Annotated in this window: 26 protein-coding genes and 1 pseudogene; 12 read left to right on the forward strand and 15 right to left on the reverse strand. The window is 51.5% G+C overall.

The genetic code is table 11. The annotated features are described in order from the left end of the window. The first annotated feature begins 32 nt into the window (after positions 1–32). The gene (locus ACTTK7_RS12710; protein WP_462868444.1) at positions 33–992 is read left to right on the forward strand and encodes a tyrosine-type recombinase/integrase; all 960 of its coding nucleotides are present in this window, start codon (positions 33–35) and stop codon (positions 990–992) included. 23 nt (positions 993–1,015) lie between these two features. Here ACTTK7_RS12710 and ACTTK7_RS12715 read toward each other — a convergent pair whose 3' ends face one another. The 3 genes from ACTTK7_RS12715 to ACTTK7_RS12725 all read right to left on the reverse strand — a co-directional run bounded on the left by ACTTK7_RS12715 (position 1,016) and on the right by ACTTK7_RS12725 (position 3,768). Next, a complete protein-coding gene (locus ACTTK7_RS12715; RefSeq protein ID WP_462868445.1) occupies positions 1,016–2,296 on the reverse strand; it encodes an MFS transporter in 1,281 nt (426 codons plus the stop codon). Positions 2,297–2,600: 304 nt separating this feature from the next. Next, positions 2,601–3,296, reverse strand: coding sequence for a Na-translocating system protein MpsC family protein (locus ACTTK7_RS12720; RefSeq protein WP_462868446.1), 696 nt, complete (start codon positions 3,294–3,296; stop codon positions 2,601–2,603). A 58-nt stretch (positions 3,297–3,354) separates the two neighbouring features. Continuing rightward, positions 3,355–3,768: a hypothetical protein gene (locus ACTTK7_RS12725; protein WP_462868447.1), complete on the reverse strand. Its 414-nt coding sequence runs from the start codon at positions 3,766–3,768 to the stop codon at positions 3,355–3,357. Between the two features lie 411 nt (positions 3,769–4,179). Between ACTTK7_RS12725 and ACTTK7_RS12730 the strand changes: the two genes are divergently transcribed. The 7 genes from ACTTK7_RS12730 (at position 4,180) to ACTTK7_RS12760 (ending at position 10,362) form a co-directional block, all read left to right on the forward strand. After that, on the forward strand, positions 4,180–4,503 hold the full coding sequence (locus ACTTK7_RS12730) for a hypothetical protein (protein WP_462868448.1): 324 nt from the start codon (positions 4,180–4,182) through the stop codon (positions 4,501–4,503). Positions 4,504–4,551: 48 nt separating this feature from the next. Then, positions 4,552–4,779 (forward strand): hypothetical protein, encoded by a 228-nt coding sequence (locus ACTTK7_RS12735; protein ID WP_462868449.1) that lies wholly within the window; start codon positions 4,552–4,554, stop codon positions 4,777–4,779. Positions 4,780–4,831: 52 nt separating this feature from the next. Continuing rightward, positions 4,832–5,734 carry a universal stress protein gene (locus tag ACTTK7_RS12740; RefSeq protein ID WP_462868450.1) on the forward strand — a complete coding sequence of 301 codons (903 nt, stop codon included), beginning with the start codon at positions 4,832–4,834 and terminating at the stop codon, positions 5,732–5,734. 207 nt (positions 5,735–5,941) lie between these two features. Beyond that, positions 5,942–7,168 carry a GTP-binding protein gene (locus tag ACTTK7_RS12745; protein WP_462868451.1) on the forward strand — a complete coding sequence of 409 codons (1,227 nt, stop codon included), beginning with the start codon at positions 5,942–5,944 and terminating at the stop codon, positions 7,166–7,168. Beyond that, positions 7,089–8,351 carry an NAD(P)-binding domain-containing protein gene (locus ACTTK7_RS12750; protein WP_462868452.1) on the forward strand — a complete coding sequence of 421 codons (1,263 nt, stop codon included), beginning with the start codon at positions 7,089–7,091 and terminating at the stop codon, positions 8,349–8,351. The genes ACTTK7_RS12745 and ACTTK7_RS12750 overlap by 80 nt, the downstream gene beginning before the upstream one ends. Positions 8,352–8,393: 42 nt before the next feature. After that, entirely contained in the window at positions 8,394–9,236 is an 843-nt protein-coding gene (locus tag ACTTK7_RS12755) for a ZinT/AdcA family metal-binding protein (RefSeq protein WP_462868453.1), read from the forward strand. Between the two features lie 43 nt (positions 9,237–9,279). After that, positions 9,280–10,362, forward strand: coding sequence for a metal ABC transporter solute-binding protein, Zn/Mn family (locus tag ACTTK7_RS12760; RefSeq protein WP_462868454.1), 1,083 nt, complete (start codon positions 9,280–9,282; stop codon positions 10,360–10,362). Between the two features lie 56 nt (positions 10,363–10,418). On the opposite strand, the gene ACTTK7_RS12765 is transcribed toward ACTTK7_RS12760, so the two are convergent. Together ACTTK7_RS12765 and ACTTK7_RS12770 are read right to left on the reverse strand one after the other, a co-directional pair. Continuing rightward, positions 10,419–12,950 carry a heavy metal translocating P-type ATPase gene (locus ACTTK7_RS12765; protein ID WP_462868455.1) on the reverse strand — a complete coding sequence of 844 codons (2,532 nt, stop codon included), beginning with the start codon at positions 12,948–12,950 and terminating at the stop codon, positions 10,419–10,421. Beyond that, entirely contained in the window at positions 12,940–13,311 is a 372-nt protein-coding gene (locus tag ACTTK7_RS12770) for an ArsR/SmtB family transcription factor (RefSeq protein ID WP_462868456.1), read from the reverse strand. The genes ACTTK7_RS12765 and ACTTK7_RS12770 overlap by 11 nt, the downstream gene beginning before the upstream one ends. A 246-nt stretch (positions 13,312–13,557) precedes the next feature. Here ACTTK7_RS12770 and ACTTK7_RS12775 point away from each other — a divergent pair, with 246 nt between their 5' ends. Beyond that, a complete protein-coding gene (locus tag ACTTK7_RS12775) occupies positions 13,558–14,895 on the forward strand; it encodes an alkaline phosphatase (protein ID WP_462868457.1) in 1,338 nt (445 codons plus the stop codon). A 131-nt stretch (positions 14,896–15,026) separates the two neighbouring features. Here the strand turns inward: ACTTK7_RS12775 and ACTTK7_RS12780 are convergent, their stop codons facing one another. The 5 genes from ACTTK7_RS12780 to ACTTK7_RS12800 all read right to left on the reverse strand — a co-directional run bounded on the left by ACTTK7_RS12780 (position 15,027) and on the right by ACTTK7_RS12800 (position 17,874). Further along, positions 15,027–15,311 (reverse strand): hypothetical protein, encoded by a 285-nt coding sequence (locus tag ACTTK7_RS12780; RefSeq protein ID WP_462868458.1) that lies wholly within the window; start codon positions 15,309–15,311, stop codon positions 15,027–15,029. A 390-nt stretch (positions 15,312–15,701) separates the two neighbouring features. Next, entirely contained in the window at positions 15,702–15,998 is a 297-nt protein-coding gene (locus ACTTK7_RS12785) for a hypothetical protein (protein WP_462868459.1), read from the reverse strand. A 16-nt stretch (positions 15,999–16,014) separates the two neighbouring features. Next, entirely contained in the window at positions 16,015–16,236 is a 222-nt protein-coding gene (locus ACTTK7_RS12790; RefSeq protein WP_462868460.1) for a hypothetical protein, read from the reverse strand. 54 nt (positions 16,237–16,290) lie between these two features. Further along, on the reverse strand, positions 16,291–16,695 hold the full coding sequence (locus ACTTK7_RS12795) for a hypothetical protein (RefSeq protein ID WP_462868461.1): 405 nt from the start codon (positions 16,693–16,695) through the stop codon (positions 16,291–16,293). 144 nt (positions 16,696–16,839) lie between these two features. After that, positions 16,840–17,874 carry a zinc-binding dehydrogenase gene (locus ACTTK7_RS12800; protein WP_462868462.1) on the reverse strand — a complete coding sequence of 345 codons (1,035 nt, stop codon included), beginning with the start codon at positions 17,872–17,874 and terminating at the stop codon, positions 16,840–16,842. A gap of 1,020 nt (positions 17,875–18,894) precedes the next feature. On the opposite strand from ACTTK7_RS12800, the gene ACTTK7_RS12805 reads away from it, so the two are divergent. After that, positions 18,895–19,221, forward strand: a complete 327-nt coding sequence (locus ACTTK7_RS12805; protein WP_462868463.1) for a hypothetical protein — start codon at positions 18,895–18,897, stop codon at positions 19,219–19,221. A gap of 446 nt (positions 19,222–19,667) precedes the next feature. On the opposite strand, the gene ACTTK7_RS12810 is transcribed toward ACTTK7_RS12805, so the two are convergent. Next, positions 19,668–20,738: an aldo/keto reductase gene (locus ACTTK7_RS12810; RefSeq protein ID WP_462868464.1), complete on the reverse strand. Its 1,071-nt coding sequence runs from the start codon at positions 20,736–20,738 to the stop codon at positions 19,668–19,670. 214 nt (positions 20,739–20,952) lie between these two features. Between ACTTK7_RS12810 and ACTTK7_RS12815 the strand changes: the two genes are divergently transcribed. Further along, positions 20,953–21,468 (forward strand): GNAT family N-acetyltransferase, encoded by a 516-nt coding sequence (locus tag ACTTK7_RS12815; RefSeq protein WP_462868469.1) that lies wholly within the window; start codon positions 20,953–20,955, stop codon positions 21,466–21,468. Positions 21,469–21,567: 99 nt separating this feature from the next. Here ACTTK7_RS12815 and ACTTK7_RS12820 read toward each other — a convergent pair. The 4 genes and pseudogenes from ACTTK7_RS12820 to ACTTK7_RS12835 form a co-directional block, all read right to left on the reverse strand. After that, positions 21,568–22,389 (reverse strand): annotated as a pseudogene (locus ACTTK7_RS12820) (catalase); the annotation flags it as partial. Between the two features lie 107 nt (positions 22,390–22,496). Further along, positions 22,497–24,230, reverse strand: coding sequence for a SulP family inorganic anion transporter (locus ACTTK7_RS12825; protein WP_462868465.1), 1,734 nt, complete (start codon positions 24,228–24,230; stop codon positions 22,497–22,499). 190 nt (positions 24,231–24,420) lie between these two features. Next, complete coding sequence (locus ACTTK7_RS12830; RefSeq protein WP_462868466.1) at positions 24,421–24,984, reverse strand: hypothetical protein; 564 nt, start codon at positions 24,982–24,984, stop codon at positions 24,421–24,423. A 52-nt stretch (positions 24,985–25,036) separates the two neighbouring features. Then, positions 25,037–25,456, reverse strand: a complete 420-nt coding sequence (locus ACTTK7_RS12835) for an RDD family protein (protein ID WP_462868467.1) — start codon at positions 25,454–25,456, stop codon at positions 25,037–25,039. A 149-nt stretch (positions 25,457–25,605) separates the two neighbouring features. Between ACTTK7_RS12835 and ACTTK7_RS12840 the strand changes: the two genes are divergently transcribed. Next, positions 25,606–26,231: helix-turn-helix domain-containing protein (locus ACTTK7_RS12840; protein ID WP_462868468.1), on the forward strand; the 626-nt coding region annotated here is incomplete at its 3' end.

Raw genomic sequence — 26,231 nt, forward strand, 5'->3', positions numbered from 1 at the left:
CTTGATCGACAGACAAAGCAGGAGGAATGATGATGAATTTGCAACCCGAGCTTCTTCCGGACGGCATGCAGGCCTTTCTTTCCTTCCTGCAGTCCCGGGGGCGCAAGCCGAGCACGCTCAAGCGCTACGAATACGACCTGGCCGATTTTCACCGGTTCATCGACGTGGTCCTCGACGGCGAGGAAGCGGCCGTCAAACCCGACGACATTACCACCTATTTTCATATACTGGCCGAGGAGCGCCACTACCAGCTTCGGACGCTGAAGCGCATCCAGACTGTGCTCGTCCGCTACTTCCGCTTTCTGCGCGATACAAAACGGATCGCCTCCAACCCGATGGCGGAGCTTCCGGTCGATGACAGCGTCTGGAACGTATTAAAGGAGGAAGAGCTGATTGCCCCGAAGGAAATGAAGCGGCTCATGGATACGCTCGAGTCCGATTCCGGGCTGTCGGATAAGCAGCAGGCCGTGCGCCCGATGCTTGCCCCGCGAAACATCGTGATTTTAAGGCTGTTTTACGACTACGGCCTCCGCATGCATGAGCTTGCCTCGATCCGGATCGAGCACTTGCACCTGACCCGCGGGGAGCTCGACATTACCGAGGGCAACCCGCGGACGCTCAAGCTGACGAAGGAGCTGCAGAAGCAGCTGTACTATTACCTGAACGTCATCCCGCAGGCGGTGAGGCCGTCCTTTGACGGGGAGCCGCTGTTTGTCGCGTTTGACTTTCAGCGCCAGACGTACCGCTGGAGCTATGAAAACGATCAGCCGAAAAATTTAACCGAGGTCGCGATCCAGAAAATGATCCGCGAGGAACGCAAGCGTGCCGGCATCGAACGGGCGATTTCCGCCACTCATTTCCGCAACAGCTACATCGTACGCGAGCTCGAAAGCGGCGTATCGCCGGAAGCACTGATGGACCGGCTCGGGCTGCAGTCGATGCTCACGCTCACCAAATACATCCGCTATGTAAATGAAGAAGCAGCCGGCTGAGCCGCCTGCTTCTTTTTCTCCATTTAACGTTCCTGGTTTTGTTCCTGTCTTTTTTCTTCTTCCCGTTCCTGCTGCACCTGTTTTTTCCGCTGCAGCTGCCGGTGCCCGTATGTTCCGGTAAGCACTGTTTCCTCGTTTTCAAGTCCTGCGCCGAGCGCCCCGATACATGTCGCAAGCGACGCTGCCAGCCAGGCCAGTGACAGATAGTACGGGAGTTCGACGTTTTGGCCTACACCTAAATTGGACTGCAGCATCGACGTCGGAATAAACAAAAATACAGCCAGGAAAAACAGCAGAAACAGAATACAGTAGTAGCATATTACCCCGAATCCGATCGTAAGTACCGTGGCCGAGTTGTACAATCGCCGGATGCTTTTCGATCGGTTTTTCGAAGGTCTTTCTATAAGCCCGTGAGCGAGAAGCATCCATACCGTTAACGAGGTTAAGGCCACGACCATTAAGGTGATGGAGCGCCCCGGTCCGTACGCTGCTCCCATCTGCCAGAGCGTAGGAAATATTAATGCATAGGCCCCGGTGGCAAAGGCGATAGCAATCACACTTTTAAACGCGGTAAACACCTTTACCGGATTATTCGCCCGCGCCATCCCTGTGACCACCCGGGTATATCCATTGATATTGGGACGTGCCACGTACCGCGTATCCGACGTATCGTTACTTTCATCCGGCCGGATGCGGTACACCGGGGCGACCCGCTCCACCAGGCTGTCCCCGAGCAGCTGCCGGGCTCCGGTGTTCCGTACGTATCTTCCCTGCGTGCTTCCCATCGAAGCCAGCTTTTCTTCCTGGCGGTCCCGGGCTTCGTCAGAGCTGCCGTAATGCATCTCGCTCGTCAGCTGAAGAAGCGCCTCGCGGACGCGGCGCATGATCGGCAGCGCCCCGAGCGTCGGGATGGACAGCTGGGCAATTCTTCGCTCCACGTTGGCCTCGGCAACGAGAAAATCTTCATCCCGGAACAGCGGAAGGTCCGTCAGGCAGATCACATAATCCCAGCCGCGCTGGTCCTTTAGCGTCTGCGCTTCTTCGAGTATGGAAGCTGCTTCTTCAGCAGAGCCGGTTAACGGATCCACTACCACTTTAATATCCCAGGCATAATCGTCATCCACTTCACGCGAAAACAGCTCGGCAAGCTCCGGGTACAGAACATCGATCGTTTCGGAGGCGGCTCCCGGCGCCGGCACGAGCCCTACAATAAGAGACGGCTCGGTGGCATGCTCAGCAGCGCCCTCTGAGGATTCGTCTTCCGGACTTTTCACATTATTTGACTGGTCTTTTGGCGGGGACATAAGACTTCCCTCCTTTGGTGAATAATATATATCATAAAAAAAATAAGCCGAAAAAGGGCACGGTCCCTTTCCCGGCTTATTAGCAGGCATTTGTCCTCTAATTACGGCCAGAATTATATAGTTCACTTTCGTGAAAAACCTGTTTTTTTATTAATACTTTATTTACCGAAGTCTAATTAATACGTTCCCAGGCTTTAATGTCTTTAAACGTTTGTCCAGGTTTTCACATTTCACTCATCAAAAAGCGCCCACCGGCTGTGCCGGCAGGCGCTCGCTGTTTTTTTGCCCCTGTTATATCCGGATATTACTTTTTCGGCTCCATAACGAGCACTGCATACCCTTTGTCTCCTGTGAAATGCCAGAAAACAAACGTTTCAGTAATCTTACCGTCAATCAGGGATTCCAGGCTTGCCCGGTGAATCATCCGAAGCTCCAATGGCTTCTTCACTTCCTTGAGCTCATTGGTGTATCCCGCCTGAATCAATTCTTTTTCGATTTCCACGAAGACCCCGGTCCGTTTGATTACAATTGTCCGGTCATTCAGCCAGAACGATTCCGTCGCCGCCGGTACCTTCTGGCCCCACTCGCTCAGCTCTATAACTTTATCGTTAAACCTTTTGTAGTTTAAATGAGCTGGCCACTGAGCTTCGCATGCCGACGTATCCTCCGACATAACGCCAAGAATGACGCCCCGCTTATGCTGAAGATCCCAGTCAAAATACATCTCCCGGATCGTAATTCCCGCTATTACCTCTATCCGGGCGCGCATCTCTGTCTGGAGCTGCTCAAACAGTAAGTCTCTCGTGTCCTCCACCCGCTTATATTCGCCCTGGCCCATCAATATGGCTTCCATCGGCGCTAAAAAATCCCGCAGGTGAATAACTAAAAACGGATGCTCGAGAGTGACGTACACCGACGTCGGCCCTTTGCCAAAGTTATCCCGGATCAATTTGCCCATGTAGCCGGCAATTTCTCCGTGTTCAGTCCGTGTCTCTTCCATAGGAAGCCCCTGCGGAATCTACACAGCCGGGCTTTTTTTTATTTTTTCTGCTGCGTTTTCACACGTATTCCAGCGCCAGCAGGGCCGCAGTAAGGCCAATGGCTGCGACGGCCAGCGACCCTCCATGCACGAACCACTCGTACCGGTAATCATCGGGCTTATCGCTTTCCCGCTTCCACATATGCACACTTATTAATGTATAAATGGCGTAAAACAATAAAAAGATGATAAAAATGGAAGGCTCGAACAACTCCTGGAGGACGTTTACCAGGACGGTTCCCGCTAAAAACAAAGCGGAGAAGGTGTAGTTGATGACAACATGCGTCCTGCTCGCGTACCTTTTCTTTCTCAGGCCACCGTTTCGTTTGGTGTACCATTTCCGGCTCAGCCAGTAAATTGCTCCAACGGCTGCAATCGTTACGACTGTAACCAGAATCAGTATTTTTAAACTAAATGTTGCTTCAGGCGGCATCCTATCCCCCCTTTCCATCTCAACCTTTCACTTTAAAGCAAGAATACTACTGGTAATTTATTCCTTCAACCCTTCAGTATCTGTCATTATTTTTACACGGAAGTTTATTCAATTATGTGCCACCCCGGTTCATAACTGTTTGAAATTTCCTTTCATACGAGTGTTTTTTGGATGAAATGCACCTCCACATTAAAGCTTAAAATCTGATAAAATAATTATTATTTATATGCATTTAGTCGTGAGTAATTGCTAAAGGACTTTTTATCGATGTAATTCCCTATTTTCAGTGTATACTGGTAATTACAAAGGTATTAAGACCCTGGCACTTACTACTGATTTTTACATAGCCTATACGATTTTCTACGCTGGCTCGTTTAAGCCGCTAATCAACCACCGGAAGGAGTACTTCGCATGAATCTCCCGGAACAAAAGCATCCGCATGAGCCCTTTCAGGCAGAACGGTACTCGCTCGTCCGGTTCGTATATCTTGCAGAAAATACAGAACAGCCGAATAAACTGTGGTTTATCGGCAGCGCACTGGAATTGCAGGAGGAGCTTTTTCTCGAGCATTACACAGAGGTCAGCTTCGAATTGGGAGAGGAAATTCGTTTCCGGCAGCTGGTGATGCGCGTAGTGGCTATTGAAGCCGTGCCTCTTTCCTCCTGTCCTTCCTACTCGGCGGATGAAAAATTGATTACATACTATCTGGCCTCGGAGGACTTTCCTCTCATGTGATTTAACCAGCGTCAATGCTTCTTTACACTTTGAAAAAGGGGGAGAATAATGAAACAGCTGATCGAACGTGTGCATAAGGCTGCCCGCATGTATTCTGTCTTGGATTTTGGCGTGTTAAAAATATGTTTGTTTGCGATCGGTCTCTGGACCGGTATTGTGTACGCACGGCCTCTGCGCTCCAGGCTTTGCTTTATACAGAGCACTGCCCTCACCTCCTTCGTGTACATTCTTTACACCACCTTTCGCAAAATGTGTGATCACGGGAAAGATAAGTAACTATACCTTCCAATTCATTCCCAAATAAGGGTTACAGAAAGGAAGAAGCCTTATGCCCCTCCCTTACCAGCGGATACTCGTCGCTCTTGACGGCTCGGAGGAATCGAAAGCCGGCCTCGCCAAAGGCATTGAGACTGCCCTGGCCTACGGCAGCACGCTCGCCCTCTGTCATATCGTCGACTATCACAGCATCAAAGAGCTGCGGAAGCAGTACCCGGATTTAATGCTTCATGCCCTGAATAAACTGGGAAGTGCGATCATCACTGAGGGGAAGGCAACAGCCGAAAACGCAGGGATTCATAATGTACGCATCTTTATAAAAGAAGGCCTCCCGAAAACGATCATCGCCGGGGACATTGCGCAGTCGTTTCAGCCGGACCTGATCATCTCCGGCGGCTCGGGCGCCGGCAGCTCTGAAAAAAAGCGGTTCGGCAGCGTATCCGCCGGCATCGTCCGGCGTGCTTCCTGTGATGTATGGATCGTAAAAAACAGCGACCCTTCGGCCGTTTACCATTCGGTGTTAATTGCCGTCGACGGCTCCGACGTTTCTAAAAGCGCCTTTTACGCCGGACTGAACATGGCACAGAAACACCAGAGCCAGGCGCAGGTCATCTACGTGCTGAATACCCAGTCCCTCTCGTCGCTTGAGCCCTACACCAATGACCTCAAAGACGTGTATAAAGAACGCGCGGACGAATTGCTCCAGGAGTATCAGGTGTTAAGCGACGCAGAAAACCACGGTCTCCAATCGGTGCACTACTCCGTCGAATATGGCACGCCGAAAACAGTGATCCCAGGCGAAGCTGCCGGCAAATATCAGACCGATCTGATCGTCGCCGGGGCTTCGGGGATGGGACGAACGCAGCGTTTTATTCTCGGCAGCGTGTCTGAAAGCACCGTCCGCCGGGCTTCCTGTGATGTTTTAGTCGTGCGTAATCAGCATCATCCAGAATAATGAAGCCCCCCGATTATTAAAAATTTGATTCTGCAACAGCCTCTGGTGAACCCCTTTTGTACAGGGGTTTTTTCTTTTTGCCCTGATAGTCTTCTGTAAAAAAATGCATAAAGAGCCGTTGACAGCATGAAAAATATTTTATAAAGTAATTGAAGCGCACAAATCGTAATTATTACGATTTACATTTCACATAAGGAGGAGTCAGCTATGTATTCACCCATCCCGGTAACTGTTCTGAGCGGCTATTTGGGCTCAGGCAAAACGACGCTGCTGAATCACCTGCTTCACGAGCAGTTGGATTGGAAGGTGGCAGTGATCGTTAACGATATGAGCGAAATCAATATCGATGCCGATCTGATTGAACGCGGCAGCTCTCTTTCCCGCACCGAGGAAAACCTGGTGGAAATGTCGAACGGCTGCATCTGCTGCACACTTCGGGAGGACCTGCTTCAGGAGGTTCAAAAAATTACTGAGCGCGGCGGCGTGGATTATATTTTAATCGAATCCACCGGCATCAGCGAACCCATACCGGTCGCCCAGACATTCACCTATGAGGACGAGGAATCGGGAATTGACCTTACCGGCAGCTGCCGGCTCGATACCATGGTCACGATGGTTGATGCAGCCCGGTTTTGGACCGATTATACGTCAGGCGAAACGCTGCAGGAGCGCAGACAAAGTGCAGGAGACGACGATGAGCGCGAAATTGCCGATCTGCTGATTGAGCAGATTGAGTTTTGCGATGTGCTGATTTTAAACAAAACAGATCTGCTGACCCGGGAGCAGATCCAGCATTTAACAGGTATGCTACGGGCTCTACAGCCGAAAGCTGAAATCATTGAAACGGCGTATGGCCGCGTCGCTCCTTCCAGCGTACTTGGGACCGGGAAATTTTCATTTGATGAAGCTCTTCAGGCCCCGGGCTGGCTGCAGGAGCTCGAACAGAAGCATGAGCCCGAAACGGAGGAATATCACATCTCCTCCTTCGTTTTCCGGAGCCGGATCCCTTTTCATTCCGAACGGCTGCTCGAGTATTTAGAGGAATTCCCCAAACAGGTGATCCGGGCAAAAGGCATTATCTGGTGCGTCACCCGCAATGATACAGCACTTTTACTTTCGCAGGCCGGTACGTCGATTCAGCTTGAGCCGGTGTCCTACTGGGTCTCCTCCCTTCCTGCCGGCGAGCAGCAGCGCGTGCTCGAGGAACAGCCGGAGTTAAAGGACAGCTGGGACCCGGCCGTCGGTGACAAGACCACCGAGCTGGTGATTATCGGCCAGCACCTGGATCAGCAGAAGGTAACCAGGAAACTGACGGCGTGCCTGTTGACCGAAGAGGAACAACAGCTGGACGAAAGTGACTTTCACGACCCTTTCCCCTGGCTCGCTTCTCCGCACGATCATGTGCATGCCGGGGACGAACATCCTCATGCTTGAGTGGCTCATTATCGGTGCCGGCATCCACGGATGTATGACGGCCACCCACCTGGCATCTGCCGATCCCTCTTTGACACGCGACAAAAAACTATTGCTGATTGATTCGGAGACCGGGCCCCTGGCAGCCTGGGACAGACTGACTGCCCGCGTAGGCATGAAATACCTGCGGTCGCCCGGCGTTCATCATCTGCACCCTGAGCCCAGGAATTTATTTCGCTTCGTAAAACGTAATGATTATGATTTGAACCATTTTTCCGGCACAAGCAGAAAGCCGTCGGTTCCACTCTTTCACGATCATTGTACGAAAGTCCTGGATGAGTTAAATCTTCTGCCCTGTTTCCAACAGGCCTCTGCTTTCAGTATCGAGCGTTGCGTGTCGGGATGGCGAATCGAAACCGATCAGGGCTCCCTTTTCACGAGACGAGTCGTGATTGCAACAGGAACGAAAGAGCACTGCCAGCTCCCTTCGTGGCTTCCTGACGAAGATGCTCAAAGTGTCTGCAACCTTCATCAAAAGCAGAAATTAACACCGGCTGCTCCGCCCGCAACAATTATCGGCGGCGGAATGAGCGGTGTGCAGACTGCTTTGGAGCTTGGACGTCGTTATCCATCCCAGGTTACTCTCGCTATTCGCCATCCGCTCCGCGTATGGGAATATGATTCTGACCCTGAATGGATGGGCGGCAAATACGAACAGCTGTGCAGGCGTACCTTAACATTTTCCGAACGAAGAAATGTCATAAGCCGGGCTCGCCGGACAGGGTCGATTACGAAAAACCTTTACCGCCAGGTCCGGCGCGAGCAAAACCTTGGACGCCTTGAGGTGAAACAGGAAGCTGTTCAAAACGTCATCCACGGTCCTGCTGGCTGGCTGATTCAGGGCGGACAAACGACGTGGGAAGCCCGGGCCATTCTTTGTGCTACCGGTGATCAGTACCATCCGTCCCGCAGCCCACTTCTGGCACGGCTTATCGATTCGTATCGGCTGCCGCTCACCCCCTGCGGTTACCCGGCGCTTGCTGCGCATTCGCTTGAGTGGGCCGCGGGGCTGTACGTGAGCGGCCCGCTTGCCGACCTTGCAATTGGGCCCACGGCCCGGAACATTTCTGGGGCTCGTACAGCTGCCTCCCGCATTCAGCAGGAAGCCCGGCACGTTTCCTATAAATATATTTTTAACCAATAAATCGTAATAATTACGATTAACTACAAAAAAGGAGTGGTATTCATGAGAAAATTTCCATTAAAAGGGTTAAGTGCCCTCACGGTCAGCGCAATGATTATTACAGGGTGCGGCAACGACTCGGAGGAAAACTCGGGAAGCGAAAATGCTTCGGAGTCCGAGGAGCAGAACCAGGAACATTCGGACGGAGAATCCCAAAGCAATGAACAGGAACAGGCTGACGAAAATGACAGTGATAATAACGAGGAGCATGATCACGATCACAGTCATAACGAAGAAAGCCACGACCACAGCCATGATGAGGATGAAAGCCACAGCCATGATCACAGCCATGGCCAGGACGCCGAATCCGAGCGCATTTATAATGGCTTTTTCTATAATGATGAAGTAGAAGATCGCCCGCTTTCCGATTGGGCCGGCGACTGGCAGTCCGTTTACCCTTATCTGGAAGACGGCACGCTCGATGAAGTGTTCGCCCATAAGGCGGAGGAAGACGAAGAAACGTCGGAGGAAGAATATAAGGAATACTACGAGGAAGGCTATCAGACAAATGTGGACCGAATCACGATTGAGGACGGCACCGTTACCTTCTTCCAGGACGGAGAAGAAATGAGCGGCGAATACGTTTCGGGCGGCCACGAAATTTTAGAATATGAAGCAGGCAACCGCGGGGTCCGTTACATCTTTGAACTCGAGCAAGGAGACGAAGGCATGCCGCAGTACATTCAGTTCAGCGACCATGATATCAATCCGACTGATGCCGGGCACTACCACCTCTACTGGGGCGATGACAGCGACGAGCTGCTCGAGGAAGTGGAAAACTGGCCAACCTACTACCCGTCAGACATGGACGGTGAAGAAATCACCCATGAAATGATCGCGCATTAAGCATTTCCCAAACATCAAGCTACTGACGAAAGGAACGAATACAATGAAAAAACAAACTGCTTTAGGCGTCTCATTAGTTGCCGGTGCTCTCATGCTCCAGGCCTGCAGCACCAGTGACAATAATCAGCAAAACGCCTCCGGCGATAGTAATGAAGATCAGCAGAATCAAAATGAAAAGCTCGACGTTTATACGACTCTGTTTGCCTGGGAGGATTTTGCCAAACAAATCGGCGGCGATTATGTAAATGTCGAAAACGTCGTTCCACCTGGCTCCAATGCTCACTCCTTTGACCCAACCCCTCAGACCCTGACCGATATCGCCGAGAGCGACATGTTTATTATGACCGGCAGTGGTATGGAAGGCTTCGCGGATGAAGCAAAAAGTACGGTAGATGGCGAAAATGTGGAAGTGCTGGAGCTGACAAATAACATGGATCTTCTGGAATCGTCAGAGGAGCACGACCACAGCCATGAAGACGGTCATGATCACAGCCACGGCGAAGAGGGCCACAGCCACGAGGAAGAAGAGCACGATCATGACCACGGCCATGATGAAGAAGAACACGATCACAGCCACGGTGAAGAAGGCCACAGCCACGGCGGCGTGGACCCTCACGTATGGCTTGATCCGGTCCGGGCCCAACAGGCTGCTGAAAGCATTAAAAACGAGTTAGCCCGTCAAATGCCGGATCAGGAAGAAACCTTTGAGGAAAACTATCAGGCACTCGTGTCTGACCTTGAAGACATTGATCAGGGATTCACAGACGTTGCCGAGAATAGCGATCAAAATCAGTTTATTGTGTCCCACGCGGCTTACGGCTACTGGGAGGAGCGGTACGGCTTCGAACAGATCCCGGTCAGCGGCATTAATGCCCAGGATGAGCCTTCCGTTCAGGAAATCAATGATATAGTGGCCACGGCAGAAGAAAATGATATTAACACGGTGCTGCTTGAGCAAAACATCCCATCGAAAACAGCAGAAACCGTGCAGGACGAAATTGGCGCAGATGTTGCCTATCTGCATAACCTTTCGAGCGTCATGCAGGAAGATGTCGAAAATGATGCCACCTACGTCTCGTTAATGGAAGATAACATTAAAAGCCTCGAGCAGGCGTTAAATCAGTAAACAGCAAAAAGCCAGACGGGCTGCCCGTCTGGCTTTTACATTTATATTGCTGCCGGCTATCCACGCAGCCGGAACAGCCTCAGGCTGTTTGCGACAACAATGAGCGCCGCTCCGGTATCGCTCAGCACCGCCATCCACAGCGTCAACAGGTCCGGCACGATCAGCGCCAGTGCGGCCACTTTAATCAGCACCGCAAACCAGATGTTCTGCTTAATGATGCGAAGTGCCTTCCGGCTGAGCCGGATTGTATACGGAAGCTTGTCGAGATTATCCGCCATCAAAACGATGTCGGCAGCCTCCATCGACGTGTCTGCCCCGGCTCCTCCCATCGCAATACCAATATCCGCGGTGGCAAGCGCCGGTGCGTCATTGATACCATCGCCTATCATGCCGACCCGGCGGCCCTCCTGCTGGAGGGTGCGCACGGCTTTAGCTTTATCCTCCGGCAGCAGCCCGGCCATGTACCGGTCAATGTTCGCCTGGCCCGCAATTTTCGCAGCGGTGCCCTCATTGTCACCGGTAAGAACGGTCAATTCACGGATGCTGTTGTTATGAAGCGACTTTACCGCTTCCGAGGACATCGGCCGGATTTTGTCAGCAACGCCTACATAGCCCAGAACGCTCTCCCCGTCGCCGATCAGCACGACGGTCATGCCTTCGTTTTGAAGCTTTTCGACTTCTTCTTCGAACTCTTGCGTCTGAGCGCCCTGCTCTTTCAGCCACTCCGGCTTTCCGGCAGCATACGCTCTGCCTTCGATGGTACCGGCGACGCCTTTCCCCGGTTCCGCGTAAAAATTCGTCCCATTCAGGGAGGACACCTTCTGTTCCCCAGCATACGCTGTAATTGCGCGGGCGATCGGGTGGCTGGAGTATGCCTCCAGGGTCGACGCAATCGACAGCAGCCTGTCTTCGTCGCCGTCTGATGTGTAAACCTTTTCCACAACGGGTCTGCCTTCGGTGAGCGTGCCCGTCTTATCAAAGGCCAGGGCGTTCAGGGTGCCAGCGGCTTCAAGAAAGGCTCCGCCTTTAATCAGCACGCCCTGCTTGGCCGCATTGCCGATAGCCGACACGATAGCGACCGGTGTCGAAATGACGAGCGCACACGGGCAGGCCACCACGAGCAGTGCCAGCCCCCGGTACACCCAGTCCGCCCAGCCGCCAAAACCAATGACCGGCGGTACGACAATGACCGCAATCGCAGCGGCAAACACAATCGGAGTATACACAGCCGCAAACCGGTCCACAAAGCTCTGGGTCGGAGCCTGCTGCTCCTGCGCTTCCTCCACTAAATGAATGATCCGTGCAAGCGTCGTGTCCTCCGGACGTGCGGTCACCTCAACCTCCAGGCTGCCGAAGTCATTCAGCGTGCCGGCGTACACCTTATCTCCGGACGCCTTATCAATCGGGAGCGATTCCCCCGTGATTGGCGACTGGTCGATCATTGAGTTCCCTTCGCGAATCATGCCGTCGAGCGGTATCTTTTCTCCCGGTTTAATGAGCATCGTCTGTCCGAGACCGACCTCCTCCACCGGGCGCCGGATCCATGTGTCCCCCGTCTTTACCCAGGCTTCGGCCGGGGCGAGGTCCATCAGGTGGCTGATCGACTTGCGCGTTTTCGCCACCGAATACTGCTGCAGCGCATTGCCGAGCGCAAACAGCCAGACGACCAGCGCCCCTTCAAAGTATTCTCCAATGAGCGGCGCCCCAATCGCAGCGCCCATCATGAGCACATTCATATCAAGCGACCGGCTTTTAATGGCAAAATACGCGCTTTTCGCCGGCTTATAGCCTCCGACGACAATCACAGAAAGATACAGCATGATCGAAATGATCGCCGGGACCGGCATCAGTGAACTGGCAATACCGGCCAGCAGAAGGCCGCCGGAAATGATTGTATTCGTCATTCCGCGGAGCGGAGAGGGTTCCGGCTGACTGGCAGACGAGCGGCGCCCGTTGACTGGCTCCGCTTCAAATCCGAGCCGGCGGACCTCCTCTTTCACTGTTTCCTGCGGCAGCTCGTGATCGAGGGTCATCTTCCCCGTGGCGAACTGCACCTGCACGTCCCGCACGCCCTCAAGCTGCTCAAAGTGCTTGCTCACCGTCGCAGCGCACGAGCCGCAGTCCATGCCGTAAATGTTATAGGCTTCTCCGGTATCCGCTGCCGGCAGCTGCGTATCATACCCGAGCCGCTGCACCGTTTGCTGGATCACTGTCGGAGCCAGCGTGCCATCCGTGGACACCTGCATGCTGCCGGTCGTGTACTGCACCTTCGCCTCCTGGACGCCGGATAAACGGGAGACCCCCTTTTGGAGCGTAGCCGCGCACGATGGGCAGTCCATGCCTTCCACCTGGAAGGTATACGCGTTCGCTGCGGAGCCTTCGTCCGGCTTCGTTTGCTCTGGCTCCTCCTCCGGCGTGCAGTAGTCATCCTTGTCATCATCCGCACTGCAGCACGACGTCTCTTCGACCGGAGTCAATTGGATGGAAAAGGACCGCGGAGCAGACGGACGGCTGGATGCTTCCCCGCTGCAGCAGGAGCATTCTTCCTCTGATGATTTTCGTTCAAGGGTTTCCTCTTTAGATGCCAAGCGGCTTCTCCTCCATTCCCGGTGCCATGCCTCCGAGCAGGTGAGTAATCTGATTTCCCACGAGTGTGTAGAACACGAGCTTCCCTTCGCGGCGGTAGGTGACGGCACCTGCCTGCTTTAAAATCCGTAAATGATGAGACACCGTCGCCGTTGAGGTTCCAAGAATATTTGCCAGGTCACATCCGCAAAGCTCTCCTTCGACGCTGAGGGCGTAGGCTACCTTGTAGCGGGTTTCATCCGCAAGCACCTTAAACCACTGCGAGGCGCTGCGTGCATCCACCTGCCCCACCTGATTCTGAACGCGGGTCACCTTTTCCGGGTCGTAGCAATATATGTCACACTGTTCATTTGTTTTAGCCATATTTATCTTCCCTTCAATTTAACGATTAAATAGTTGTTTAATTGAATATTATACTTTTTTGATGAAACAGTCAAACATTCGTTTAATTGATCTCAAAGACTATAAGTTTAATATGAAGCTTTTGGAATTGTTGCCCTTATCTTCTTTACATGATGTTTAAATGAAACTAATATTCGCTTCATAAAATTTATTTATAGTAAGGGACGTGGAGTTATCCACGGCTAAAAACATATAGGGGGTCATTAAATGAGCAAGTGGAAGCGTTCGACGAAAGCAGCCTTACTGCTGGGGGCAAGCGGATTGGTAGCGAGTACCGCGATGGCATCGGAAAACGACGACAGCAACGATTCAGCCGGGGAGGCAGAGCCGGCCGCCGAGGAAGCGCAGGCTCAGAACGTTATTTTCATGGTGCCGGACGGATTCTCGGACAGCGTCTCGAAAAACTACAGCCTTTATAAGGACGGCGAGCCGGTATGGGAAGAGCGGGATATGACAACCGGCAAGGTGGATACCTCCTCCGCTGACGCTGTCATCACAGACTCGGCGGCTGCGGGAACGGCTTACGCCATCGGTGAACGGACGAATAACGGAATGGTTGGTATGACGCCGGACGGCGAGTCCAAATCCTCGATTCTGGATAAGGCTGCCGACATGGGAAAATCCACCGGGCTCGTAGCAACATCGACCATTACCCACGCGACACCGGCTGTTTTCGCTTCTCACGTGGAGGACCGCAACAACTATACCGAAATCGCAAAGCAAATGGCTGAAAATGAAAACCTGGACTTGATGTACGGCGGCGGACGCGAGCACTTCCTGCCGGAATCGGAAGGCGGCATCCGCGAGGACGGCGAAAACTACATCGATCATGCCACCGATGCCGGGTTTGAATATGTGGAAACTGAACGCGCCATGGATGAGGCAGACGGCGAGCGCATCATGGGGTTGTTTGCAGATGACGCCATGAACACCTCCATGGAGCAGAGCCCGGTGCAGCCATCCCTGTCCGAAATGACCTCCTCGGCCATTGACCACCTGTCGAAGGATGAGGACGGGTTCTTCCTTATGGTTGAGGGCAGCCAGATTGACTGGGCCGGCCACGCCAATGACCCGGCATGGATGATGTCAGATACCGAAGCCTTTGAACAGGCTGTGGAAGAAGCAACGGCTTACTCCGAGGAGCACGAGGACACGCTCGTCGTCGTCGCGAGTGACCACGACACCGGCGGAAGCGCCAGTGAAGCCACAGAGGAAAACCATCCTTCCAGCCTTCAGGACGTTGAAGCTACTGGAGCAGCCATGCAGGAGCAGGTGCTGCTCGGCGATAAGAGTCCGGCCGAGGTATTTGAAGAACACACCGGCATGACCATGACCGACGAGGAACAAACCATGGTGGAGGAAGCCGAGACGCTCGAGCTTGGGTTTAACCATGTATTAAGTGAACGCTCCGGTATTGACTGGACGAGTACGGACCACACGGCTGTTGATATTACTGTTTATGCCGAAGGGCCAGGCGAGGAAGCCTTCTCCGGAAACCTACAGAATACACAAGTATTTGATGCAATGCAGCAGGCAATGAAATAGTCTTTCATGTTAAACAGCGGCCCCACCACTTGGGAGACCGCTGTTTTAGTATACAAAAAGCGGAGATCCCGTCACGGGAGCCTCCGCCTATTTATCGCAGCTGTTTATTGAAGCGCAGCACTTCGCCTTTATTAATTATCAAACGCCCACTTCAACTTTTTAAGCCTCAGCTTTACCCGTTCAAGCACGGTCCTTCGGTATGAGGTGGTTTGAGGCTTCTCGACGATGTCCAGAAAGTTCCATCCGCCCCTGCCGTTCTCTGCGTAAATCCATTGCGTTTTTTTATCATAGTAGTACCGAAAGCCGTCATTGTCCTTTAAATGCAGGGACCGCTCCCCCTCCATTATTACATGTAAATACCCGTCGCACGTTAACATTATGTCATCCAGCGTAATATTTTCGCATTGCTCCTGCATAAAAAAATACCCCTTTCAATAGCTCGAAGCTACAGCACGGTCCGCATGCATCTTTGTTTCCGCTTCCCGGTGCACATAACTCCTATTCTGCGTCTTCCCCCCGCAGTTTTTGGTTTATCGTGTGCCTGCTTAAAGTCCCCCGTCTTTAAGCTTTCCTGTCTGCACGTTTTAATATCTTTATATATAACCCCTAATGAATACAAGTAAACGTAATAATTATGATAGTGTATTGATGCCGGGGGCAGACAGGGATTTACCGGGATGATTTTCCGGTTAAAGAGGATCGCTGCTTAGTATTTTTATATACTCTCACAGGTCTATTAATGATTTCAACAATGCACACTTGAAAAATATCCGCAACCGATAAAAACTGGAAAACACCGGATTTCATTATGTACGAAACGATGAAACGGTCACCCAGTTGTACTGGAGCGCCCAGAAGAAACCAATGGTTATAAACGGCATCAGCAGAAGCAGGACACTGAGGATAATCAACAGTCTGTTTCGCAGAGCCAGGGCCAGTACGAAGGCAAAGATACCAAACAAGCAAAAGTTAATGACGATTAGTATGAGCAAACCGATGCCGCCCTCGTAGATGGACCATCCGAAGGGCACCCACGGAGTATAAAAAGAAAATCCGGTCACCAGCAATACCCAGCAAAAAACGTAAGCCAGCTTTTCTATCATCATAACCGCCTCCTTTTTAACTGCTGAAATTTGACCTGTTATTTGTCTTGTTTACAGTGCAATACGCAGCACCAAGCGCGAACAGCGGCGCAAGCGGCAGCAGCATTCCGTTCCAAACAATATAAAGCAGCGGGGCAGCCACTGTCAGACCTCCGGCAAAGGCAGCCACCCGGGAGCTTTTCTTTTTGCCGAGCATCCATAAACCAATTCCTGCTAGCACTAGGCAAATGATAACCATACGTATTCTCCTTTACTTATCATGACTGTGGGCCGGTATATGTAAATCGTTTCGTTAAAATATGAATGGTGCCCATACCAGTATTAGCAAACCTCCTCCGATCACTGCTCCCCCGTTAACCAGCAGCTCGTAGCGGTAATCGTCTTTATTGCTGCTCTCTTTTTTCCATAAATACGTGCTTCCCGTGACATAAATTAAAAAGCACCCAAACAGCAGAGTTAAAATCGAAACCCATGACAGCAATTCAGAGACATTGGCAAACATCAAAATCACAAGGTTTGCCGTGATCATTCCAACCGTTAATTTCCGGTGCGCATCATTGGCGTACCTTCGCTTTCTTGGTTGACCGTTTCGCCTGACATACCACCTGCGCGCAAGCCAGGGAACCACCACTCCAATAACAATAAAGATAGAAAAAAGCAGCAGTAAAAAGTATAAAATTGCAGTATTTGGAGACATATGCTCTCGCCCCTCTTTAGTCAGCTTTTTTTCATCATCCCATAAATTGAAATATTATCCAATAATCGTCATTATAGCTAAAAAAACAAATAAAGGGAAAACACAACTAAATGTGCTTTCCCTCTTAATAGTTACCCGCATTTTTTATGGCTTTACCAATACCTTAAGTGCTTCGCGGTCGTTCATCTTCCGGTAGCCCTCCGGAACGTCGTCGAGACCGATAGTAACATCAAATACGCGGCCTGGGTTGAGGGTGCCGTCCAGAATATCCGGCAGCAGCTCCTCCATGTAGGCACGGGTCGGAGCAGGGCCGCCCGTAAGCGTAATATTTTTTCCAAAAAGGCTCATAAACCCAACGGCCGCCTCCTCGTACTGCGGCACGCCCACACGGCTGATAACGCCTCCGGGACGGACAACGCCCACACTCATGTCGTACGCCGGCATGAGCCCGACACACTCCAGCACGACATGGGTGCCTTCACCGTTCGTAAGCTCGCGGACCTTGGCAATGCCTTCATCCCCGCGCTCGGAAACGACGTCAGTGGCGCCGAATTCGACACCGAGGTCGGTGCGCTCCTTATGGCGTCCCATCAGGATAATTTTTTTGGCCCCGAGCTTTTTCGCGGACAGAACGGCCAGCAGCCCGACGGCTCCGTCGCCTACTACTGTAACGGTGGTATTTTCATTGACGCCGCCCATCACTGCGGCGTGATAGCCGGTACCGTACACATCCGAAATCGTCAGAAGAGACGGAAGCAGCGGGGAATCATCACCAATATCATCCGGAAGCTTAAACATGCTTCCATGCGCCTGCGGCACACGAACGTATTCAGCCTGGCATCCGGTCATGAAACCACCATTCACACAGGACGTCTGCAGGCCCTCCTGGCAGTACGGGCATGTATTATCTCCATACGCGAACGGCACTACGACAAGATCACCCTTCTTAAAGTCCGTCACGCCGGAGCCCATTTCTTCGATCCGGCCGATCACCTCGTGGCCCATTGGTTCGCCTTCGCCGTGTTCATCGGCGTGCATATGGCGGTATGGATGCAGATCGCTGCCACAGATGCAGGCAGCAACGACCTTCAACACACTGTCTGTCGGCTCCTGCAGCTGCGGCTTCGGTACGTCTTCCACGCGGACATCGCCCGCTTCGTACATGATATTTGCTTTCATAGCTGAATTCCACCTTATTCTTAATATGTTTGTTCTTATCCTCACTTCTCCGCAGTCCTGGATGGGTGATTTTTTTAGTATAACCCTTGTAGTCCACTTCAAGGCAAAAGAAATGCTTTATTCTTTTTTCCATAAGAAAAACACCTCCACGTTAGAGGCAAACTGAACCAACAAACTGAAACAATAAAAAAATACCAGGGCAAACGAGTAATTTTTAGTATTATTCTAAGTCCAATGGCAGAAGAAAAAAGATAAAGAAAACTACTATGGAGATTTTAGATCTTAAAGGAGGCCAGTGTTAGTACACGATAAAATAAGATAACGAAGGACTTATAATTCCTTTCAAGCCCTTTTTCCTGCTGTAACGCATCAAACATTTAATATAAGTACTGTTCTCGTTTCGAGGTGGAAATGATTAGTTTGAGCATTTAGAGGGAGCTGCCATCCGTTCTTTAGGTGGTTGAAAATCATTTTTCACCCTATATACTGAAATTAATAAGAGCGGAAAACCTTTTTATATTTCCGAGCCTATAGTTTGTCGGCACACCTTCCCTGACATAAACCTGCAAGTTCCTTTCGAACCATTTTTTCCAGTAGTGAATATGCCTTTTTACATGTATATCTTCCGCCCATATGCATGGCAGTCATAAACATTTCTTACTGCAAACCCCTTTTTCATCCCAATTAGCCGCCCCACTTATATTGCAGTCGATGCCCCACTTCACTGCAAGCCGCTCCTTTCATCATACGCTTTTTTACAGCACCTGCATGCTCGCTCTTCTTCCTACTGCCCACCTCACTGTTATACCATTTGAAGATTGGATTCATCATTTGTTTCGATAATATCATCTGCTGCAGCCCAACAATCGTTTATAAAATTCTACGGTCACTTCGCACTATGTATTTTTTCATAACGTACCGTTTGATGAGAGACATGAGACTCCTGGTAAAACTCAACTTTTTCATAAAGCTACACAGGAACAACGCTTGCCTCTAGCTTAGCGAAAGGAGTTGATTTCGATGACTGGATCCCAAATTTCTTCTATTATTTCTTACATTAGTGTATTTTTTGCCCCCGTTCTCGTACCCTTGATTGTATTAATTATGGGGAACGATTATTCCCGGTCCCATGCCGGAAGGGCCCTGAAGTCCCACTTAACCCCTGTACTGATGTTTCTGGGCCTGAGCCTCTGGGTAAATTTATCCAACGGCACGTTCATGTATTCATTTCTTTTCTGGATCTTATTTTCGGCTATTTCATTTATTCAGATCGTAATTATGGTTTATAACGTTATCTGGGCTATCCAAGTAGCAAAAAAAGCCCCTCCAGAAGTGGAAGCGAAGTGACCTAAATAAATGAAACAGATAAGAGCACCTCCCATGTCGCATTTGTAGTAGGAGCGACAGATGGAGGTGTTTTTCTTATGGGAGAAAGTAAACAACGGTAACCATCAGAAATGAAATGAAAACTCCTTTGGCTTAAATGGCAGGAAGGGTGGGGCAGCTGGGCTCTCATGGACTCCTTCAGCATCAATAAAAGAGAATAAAGGCAAATATCCATTACCCGCAATGTCTATTGTTTACCTTTCTTGTACTACCATTATGCAATTTTTAAAAGTCATATGGGCGAACAAACAAAAGCCCCGACTCAAATAGTAGTCGGAGCTCCTGTTTAACATCAGCTGTTAATTGACTGAATTTCAAATCACATTTGGTTTTGGTCAACAGCTCAAACATTTGTTAGTTACTGGGAGGTAACAAAATCTTCCATTGCCAGTGCATTATATTAAAATTCACTCATCCATCCCCATCGATTTTTTGTAACCCTCGAGATACGGCATTTCGGACGGGCTGCCCATTTCAAAGCCGGCCATTGTCCGGTGCCACAGCGGGTAAATCGGTGCCGGACGTGCGACGGATTCAATCCGGTCATGCTCGTCCTGCGTCAGATACATATCTGCCGACGCCAGGTTTTCGTGCAGCTGTTCTTCGTTGCGGGCTGCGATGACAATCGGGCCGACGTTCGGGCGGTCCTTTACCCACGCGTAGGCAATCTGTGGAACCGTGGCGTTCCGGCCTTCGGCGACTTCCTCAAGCGCGTCAATTACCTGATACAGGCGTTCCTCGTCCTGGATCCATGGCTCCGGCCAGCCTTCGCCCTGGCGGGTATTTGCCGGTGCTTTTTTGTTGCGGCCGATTTTTCCGGTCAGAAGCCCTTCCCCGAGCGGGCTCCAGATCATTGAGCTTACGCCGAGCTCCCGGCCTGCCGGCAGCAGCTCGTACTCTGCTTCCCAAGCCTCCGGTGTATAATAAATCTGTTGGGTAACCGGTGGAATGTAGCCGGGCCGCTCAGCGACCGAGAATATTCTTGCCAGCGCCCAGCCGCTGTAGTTGGAAACGCCCCAGTACCGGATTTTTCCGGATTTCACGAGGTTGGTCATTGTTTCCACGGTTTCCTCCACCGGCGTACGGCCGTCCCACAGGTGAACGAAGTACACGTCCAGATAGTCCGTGCCGAGCCGCTCCAGCGTCCGGTCGATAGAGGCTTCAATATTGCTGCGGGACGCGCCGAGGGCGTTCGGATCATTGTCAAAATGAAAGCCGGTTTTGGACGTTAAGAGAACTTCATTCCGGCGTCCTTTGATCGCAGAGCCCAACACACGTTCAGCGTCCCCCTTCGAATACAGATTCGCCGTATCGAACATGTTCATGCCTGCTTCCAGTGATATATCCACTATCCGGCGGGCATCATTTTCATCCAGATTACCTGTTGCTTCAAACCCATTCGTACCGCTGAATGGAATGGTGCCGAGAATGTACTTTGGCACGCGCAGCCCTGAGTTTCCTAAATAAATATATTCCATTAATAAAGCCTCCTGTGTATTAAAGTTCTTCTGGCTGACAGGTCATTTTCTAGTAGAGCAATTACTTTGTTCTTATTCATTCGTTGATTTTTTTCCAAACATTTGTAAGCGAATACCTGTTCATGTAAAATAATGAAAATAATGCTGCTGCATTTAAGGGGGTTATCGTATTTCTACTGAAAAAATCGGAAAAGAAAATTTACATACCGAACGTCTGCTTTTAAGAATTCCCGATCCTTCGATTGATACCCAGGCCGTCTACGATGGAATTTCGCAGTCTCATCAAAGTCTTAAAGCCTGGATGAGCACCTTCCAGGAGCCCTCAACGCTCGAAGGCACAAAAGAATTTTTAACGGACGCCTGTGCTCAATTTTCAAACAAACAAAGCTTCCGCTACTTGCTGCTTGAAAAGCAGTCACTTTCCTTTGTCGGAAGTATAGTTATTCAGGAAATTGACTGGCACGTGCCTCGCTGCGAGCTTGGCTACTGGATCCTGGACCCCTTTCAGCGCAGAGGATATGCACTGGAAGCTGTCACTGAAATCGTCCGGTACAGCCTCAAGGATCTCGGCATGAAACGGATCGAAGCCTGTACGGATGAACGGAACTACCCAAGCACGGCTATGCTTGCGAGAGCCGGCTTTCAACTGGACGGCATATTTAAAAATGATGAACGCTCCGCGGACGGAAGTCGTTTAATAAACTCCGCGGTTTACTCCGTTACTACTTAGAACAAAGCTCCCTTCCTTTACCAGCGCACGTTACAAAAAAAGCTGAAGCCGGAGAATGAACTCCAGCCTCAGCTTTTTTTGTTTCATGCTTTTCTTTTATTAATACGGATCTGACGGAATGCCGTGCTCTTCAGCCTGCTGGACGCCTTCTTCCGTTTTGGTGACGCCGGCAGGTTCGCCGTGCGTGGAATCCTGGTCTGCGCCGTCTGCAGAGCTGCTGTTTTTCAGCCCTTCTTCGACCCGGCGGCCGTATTCCTCATCGCACTTCTTAAAGTGCGCAATCATTTCTTCCTGGATTTCCGTTTTACATGGAATCAGGTTGTCGACAAGGTTTTTGATTAACTCGTCTTTTTCCCATTCCTTGAACTTACGGAACGTTTCGCCTGCCTGCCGGTAAGGATTCTGGCGGTCGATGGCCTCTTTTTTCACTTCCCCTTCGGTATAAGGCGTGTGAGGCTTGCCGCTCATTTCCGCTTCCTTCAGGTTATTCATTGTGGAAGGCTCGTAGTTTACGTGCGGATTCTGTCCTTCGTCGTTGTCGACTTTATACGACATCTGTCCGCCGCGCTGATTCGTCGCAACCTTTTTCTTCGCCTGGTTGATCGGCAGCTGCAGATAGTTGGCGCCGACGCGGTACCGCTGCGTATCGGAGTACGAGAATGTACGGCCCTGCAGCATTTTATCATCGGAGAAATCCATGCCGTCAACAAGAACGCCCGTACCAAAGGCTACCTGCTCGACTTCGTTGAAATAGTCCTCTGGATTGCGGTCAAGCACAAGCTTGCCGACCGGGATCCACGGGAACTGGTCCTTTGGCCACAGCTTTGTATCGTCGAGCGGGTCAAAGTCGAGCTCCGGATGATCATCATCGCTCATCACCTGCACACGAAGCTCCCATTCCGGGTAGTTGCCTTCTTCGATGTATACCCTGTCACATCAGCTTTTCAAAGCCCATTCTTCCGGGCGCAGCGCAAGCGAAGCCGGCGGGTTCACACCCTGCCGGCCATCGTTCATTATTAAAACGCAAGTTAAATCATATAATCCCAGGAGTCCTGCTTTGGCTCTGTGGGCGTTTTGAACGAAACGTTGCCCTCATGTTCCAGAAAGCCTTCAAGGGTCTGATACCTGATCGCTTCCGCGTATTTTTCCTCCCACCCGGCCCTGAGCAGCAGATCCCGGACCGGCCCCTTCAGCTCAACAAACCATACCTGGACGTCCGGCTCCCGGCGGAACATTTCAATAATCTGCTCGAGAGCGCCGATGCCGGTCGTGTCAATGTCGTTCACTCCGGACATATCGATTGCGGCCTTCAGCCCGCCGCCTTCTGTTTTGCGGCGATCCTGAATCGTTTTTTCCACCATTTTCACAAAATAGCCGACGTTTGAAAAATGGATGCGCGTGTCCGCCCGGACAAGCACCGTACCCGCCACCCGCCTGGCGTTTGGAAACCGCTGCAGATCCAGATAGCTGTGCGTGTCCTCTTCATAGCCGATTTCCACAATATTCGGCCGGGAAATGTGGCGCAGCAGCAGCAGAATGGAAAAGCCGATCCCGATTAACAGTCCCCACTGGATGCCGACGAGAAGCGTCGCCGCAAACGTTACGATCCATACCCATCCGTCCTCCGGCTTCACCCGGAAGGCCTCCTTGAGCGATCCGACATTAATCAGGCCGGTGACCGATACGAGGATAATCGCTGCAAGCACTGCGTAGGGCAGAAAGTAAAATACAGAGGTGAAAAAAAGGAGCGTTACAAGCACCCCGGCAGCGGTTATAATCATCGCCGCCTGCGAGGCAGCGCCTGAACGGTAGCTGATGGCGCTTCTTGAAAAGCTTCCGCTTACCGCATAGGAGGAAAAGAACGGCCCGGCAATATTGGCATAGCCGATCGCGCGGATTTCCTTGTTCAGGTCGACGCCGGTATCGTTTTTATCACTCAGCGTTTTTGTGATCGCAAGCGTCTCCATCATGGCAATTAGCGCAATCGTCAGCGCCGTCGGAATCAGCACCTGCACATCCGCGAGGTTAAAGCCCGGTACGGTGAAATCCGGGAGCCCCTGGGGCACGTTTCCAACAACACTTACCCCCTGGTTGTCGAGACGGAAAAGTCCGACTGCTGCAATGCTCAGTACGACGACAATGAGCGAAACCGGCAGATTCCTTTTCACTTTACGTCCCCCGACCAACAGCAGAAGGCCGGTGATGCCTACGAGAAGAGTCGGAATATGTACCTGGGGCAGTTGAACGATCACATCCCGGAGCAGCGGGATAATCTGCGTCTGGCTGCCTACACTGATGCCCATAAACTGCCCAAGCTGGCTCATGCCTATCGCGATGGCCACCGCCGCCGTAAATCCGCTGATTACGTTCGGCGAAATGAATTTCACAAACGCGGCGGCGTTCAGCAGGCCGAGGGCCACCTGCATGACCCCGACCATGACTGTAAGGAGCATCACGAGCATCACGTAATCCGGCGTCGCCGGCTCAGCATACAGCGACACGCCGGAAAAGACAAGAATAGAGGCCATCGCGACCGGCCCGATCGCCAGATGCTTCGATCCCCCGAACAGGGCGTAAATCACAAGCGGAATCAGCGCAGCATACAGTCCCATCACCGGCGGCAGGCCCGCGAGCACGGCATAGGCCATCCCCTGCGGAACAACCATAATAAAAATCGTAAACCCCGTGGCCACGTCCTTTTTCAGCGACTGATTGCTGTACTCCTGCGGCATACTGAGTATGTTTTTTATCCTCCGTGGCATAAACCTTCCTTCTTTCTCCGTAAGCTTGCAGAGTATTCAATCTCTCTTCATAAATCATGAACCATAACGGCCTAAAAGAAAAGTGCGCCCCGCACCTTTTTGGAAAAATAGTCTAAAGCACGCATCCGGTCATTTAGTTATTTAACGGCATCATAAAAGGCAGGCGCCCGGAGGCCCCTGCCCTTTTATACTATCCATTGTTCTGCAAAAAGGCTTTAATCTGCTCGCGGTGGGCATCGGTATCTGCCCTTGCCTCCTCTGAGTATGAAATGGTATAGATTCCTCCTTTTGCATAAAACGTGTAAACCATGGGACCACTTTGAATATCCCGTCCCACCGGGCGCCCGCCAATACTCAGCACATCGTCATGAGCTCCGTAGACCATTCGGTCGCCCGCTTCGTAATCCAAAATAATGTGAATATCACTGCTGTAAATTCCATACACGAGGCGCGTGCTGTAGTCTTCTTCATACCGGTGCCTGTTGCCGGCATCCCGAAAATAGGGCAGTCGTTTCCCCGGTTCCTCGTCGCTGTACCAAATTTCCAGTTCCTCGGGCTTTCCTTTTTCATCTTCATTAATCTGCACCCTCGAAATGAATGAATCGTTAAACGACGGCAGCGGCACCTTCTCTCCCCATTCCGCTTCTATATTCCCAGGCACGTCCTTCTCTTCCTCCGTATAGTAAGAAGGAACCGAACAACCGCTTAAAAGGATAAACATGCCGGCCGCACCGGCAGAAAAAATCTTTTTCATTATGCATTCTCCTCCCGCTTAACACCTAACCCGATTTTGTGCGAAAGCAGGATTACCGGCTTTTTTTCACTACCCGGGTTCCCGCGAGAAAATCGTGCACGGCCCGTTTATCGTTCCGGACAAGAACCATTATTATACTCGTAATCATCAGTATGTATAACGTGAGCCCGTACAAAAGATTAGCCACGAGCACGCGCATCAGCATCGCCCCGATACCGAGCTTTCTGCCGTCCGTTTTTACAATCTGAATGCCCATGGCGTACTTTCCGACTGTCTGCCCCTGCCATACTACCGGCAGAATCATAGAGTATAAAAGCGATACGGTCCCGGAAAACAGATCAATATTCACATCCTCGGCATCCACCCACAATATGGCCAGCATCCCAATCAGTAGAGTGGGGAGGATGAGGACGGCCCCGTCAATAATAATAGCGAGCAGCCGGCTCCCAAACCCTGCAGCTTCCTGTTGCATCCAAACGCTCCTTTGTTCATTATTATGGCAATCTTTTTCTATTTTTGGCTCTTCACCACAAGTTGGACTTGACACGATAGGGATATGAAAAAAGCGGCTCTTCCTTTATCTTGGTATTGGACTAGAACACCGAGAAAGGAAGAAGCCACTTGGTCACCTATTTTATCAAAGAACTGCTGCACCTTCCAGCCTACGACTGGATCCATACATCTAAACCGCACGACACCTGGATTTTTCACCTTTCCCCGAAATACCGGCAGACGGCCTGTCCGGTGTGCGGGAGCTCCTCGCGACGGAAGACCGAAACCGGACGGTTTCTCCGGCATACCCATACCGCATCCACCGGCGTCATTTGGATCCGTGTTCCTCGGGAACGCCGGGCTTGTACTGGCTGCGGGGCGACGTTCACAGCCTCTTTGCCGGACATTCCGGACCGTGGCTCTGCCACGGAGATGTTTCAGGAGATGGTGGTCCAGGCCTGTATCGGCCGCTCCATTGCCGATGCTGCCCGTACGTTTGGCCTCCCGTATACCACGCTGGAGCGTTGGTTTTATCGCCGGGCCCCGGCCTTACTTCCCGTTTCCACTCCCACGGTCGTCACCGTCGATGATTTTGCCTTTCGTAAAGGCCATACCTACGGGGTGGCCGCCATGGACTGGCATACCGGCCAGGTGCTGGCTATTGGGAAGGGGCGGTCCACCGCTGCGATTACCCATCTGTTGGATCAACTGCCGGATACCGTCAACGGTGTTGTGACAGATGGGGCTCCGGCCAT

The sequence above is a fragment of the Marinococcus tarijensis genome (assembly GCF_054971385.1).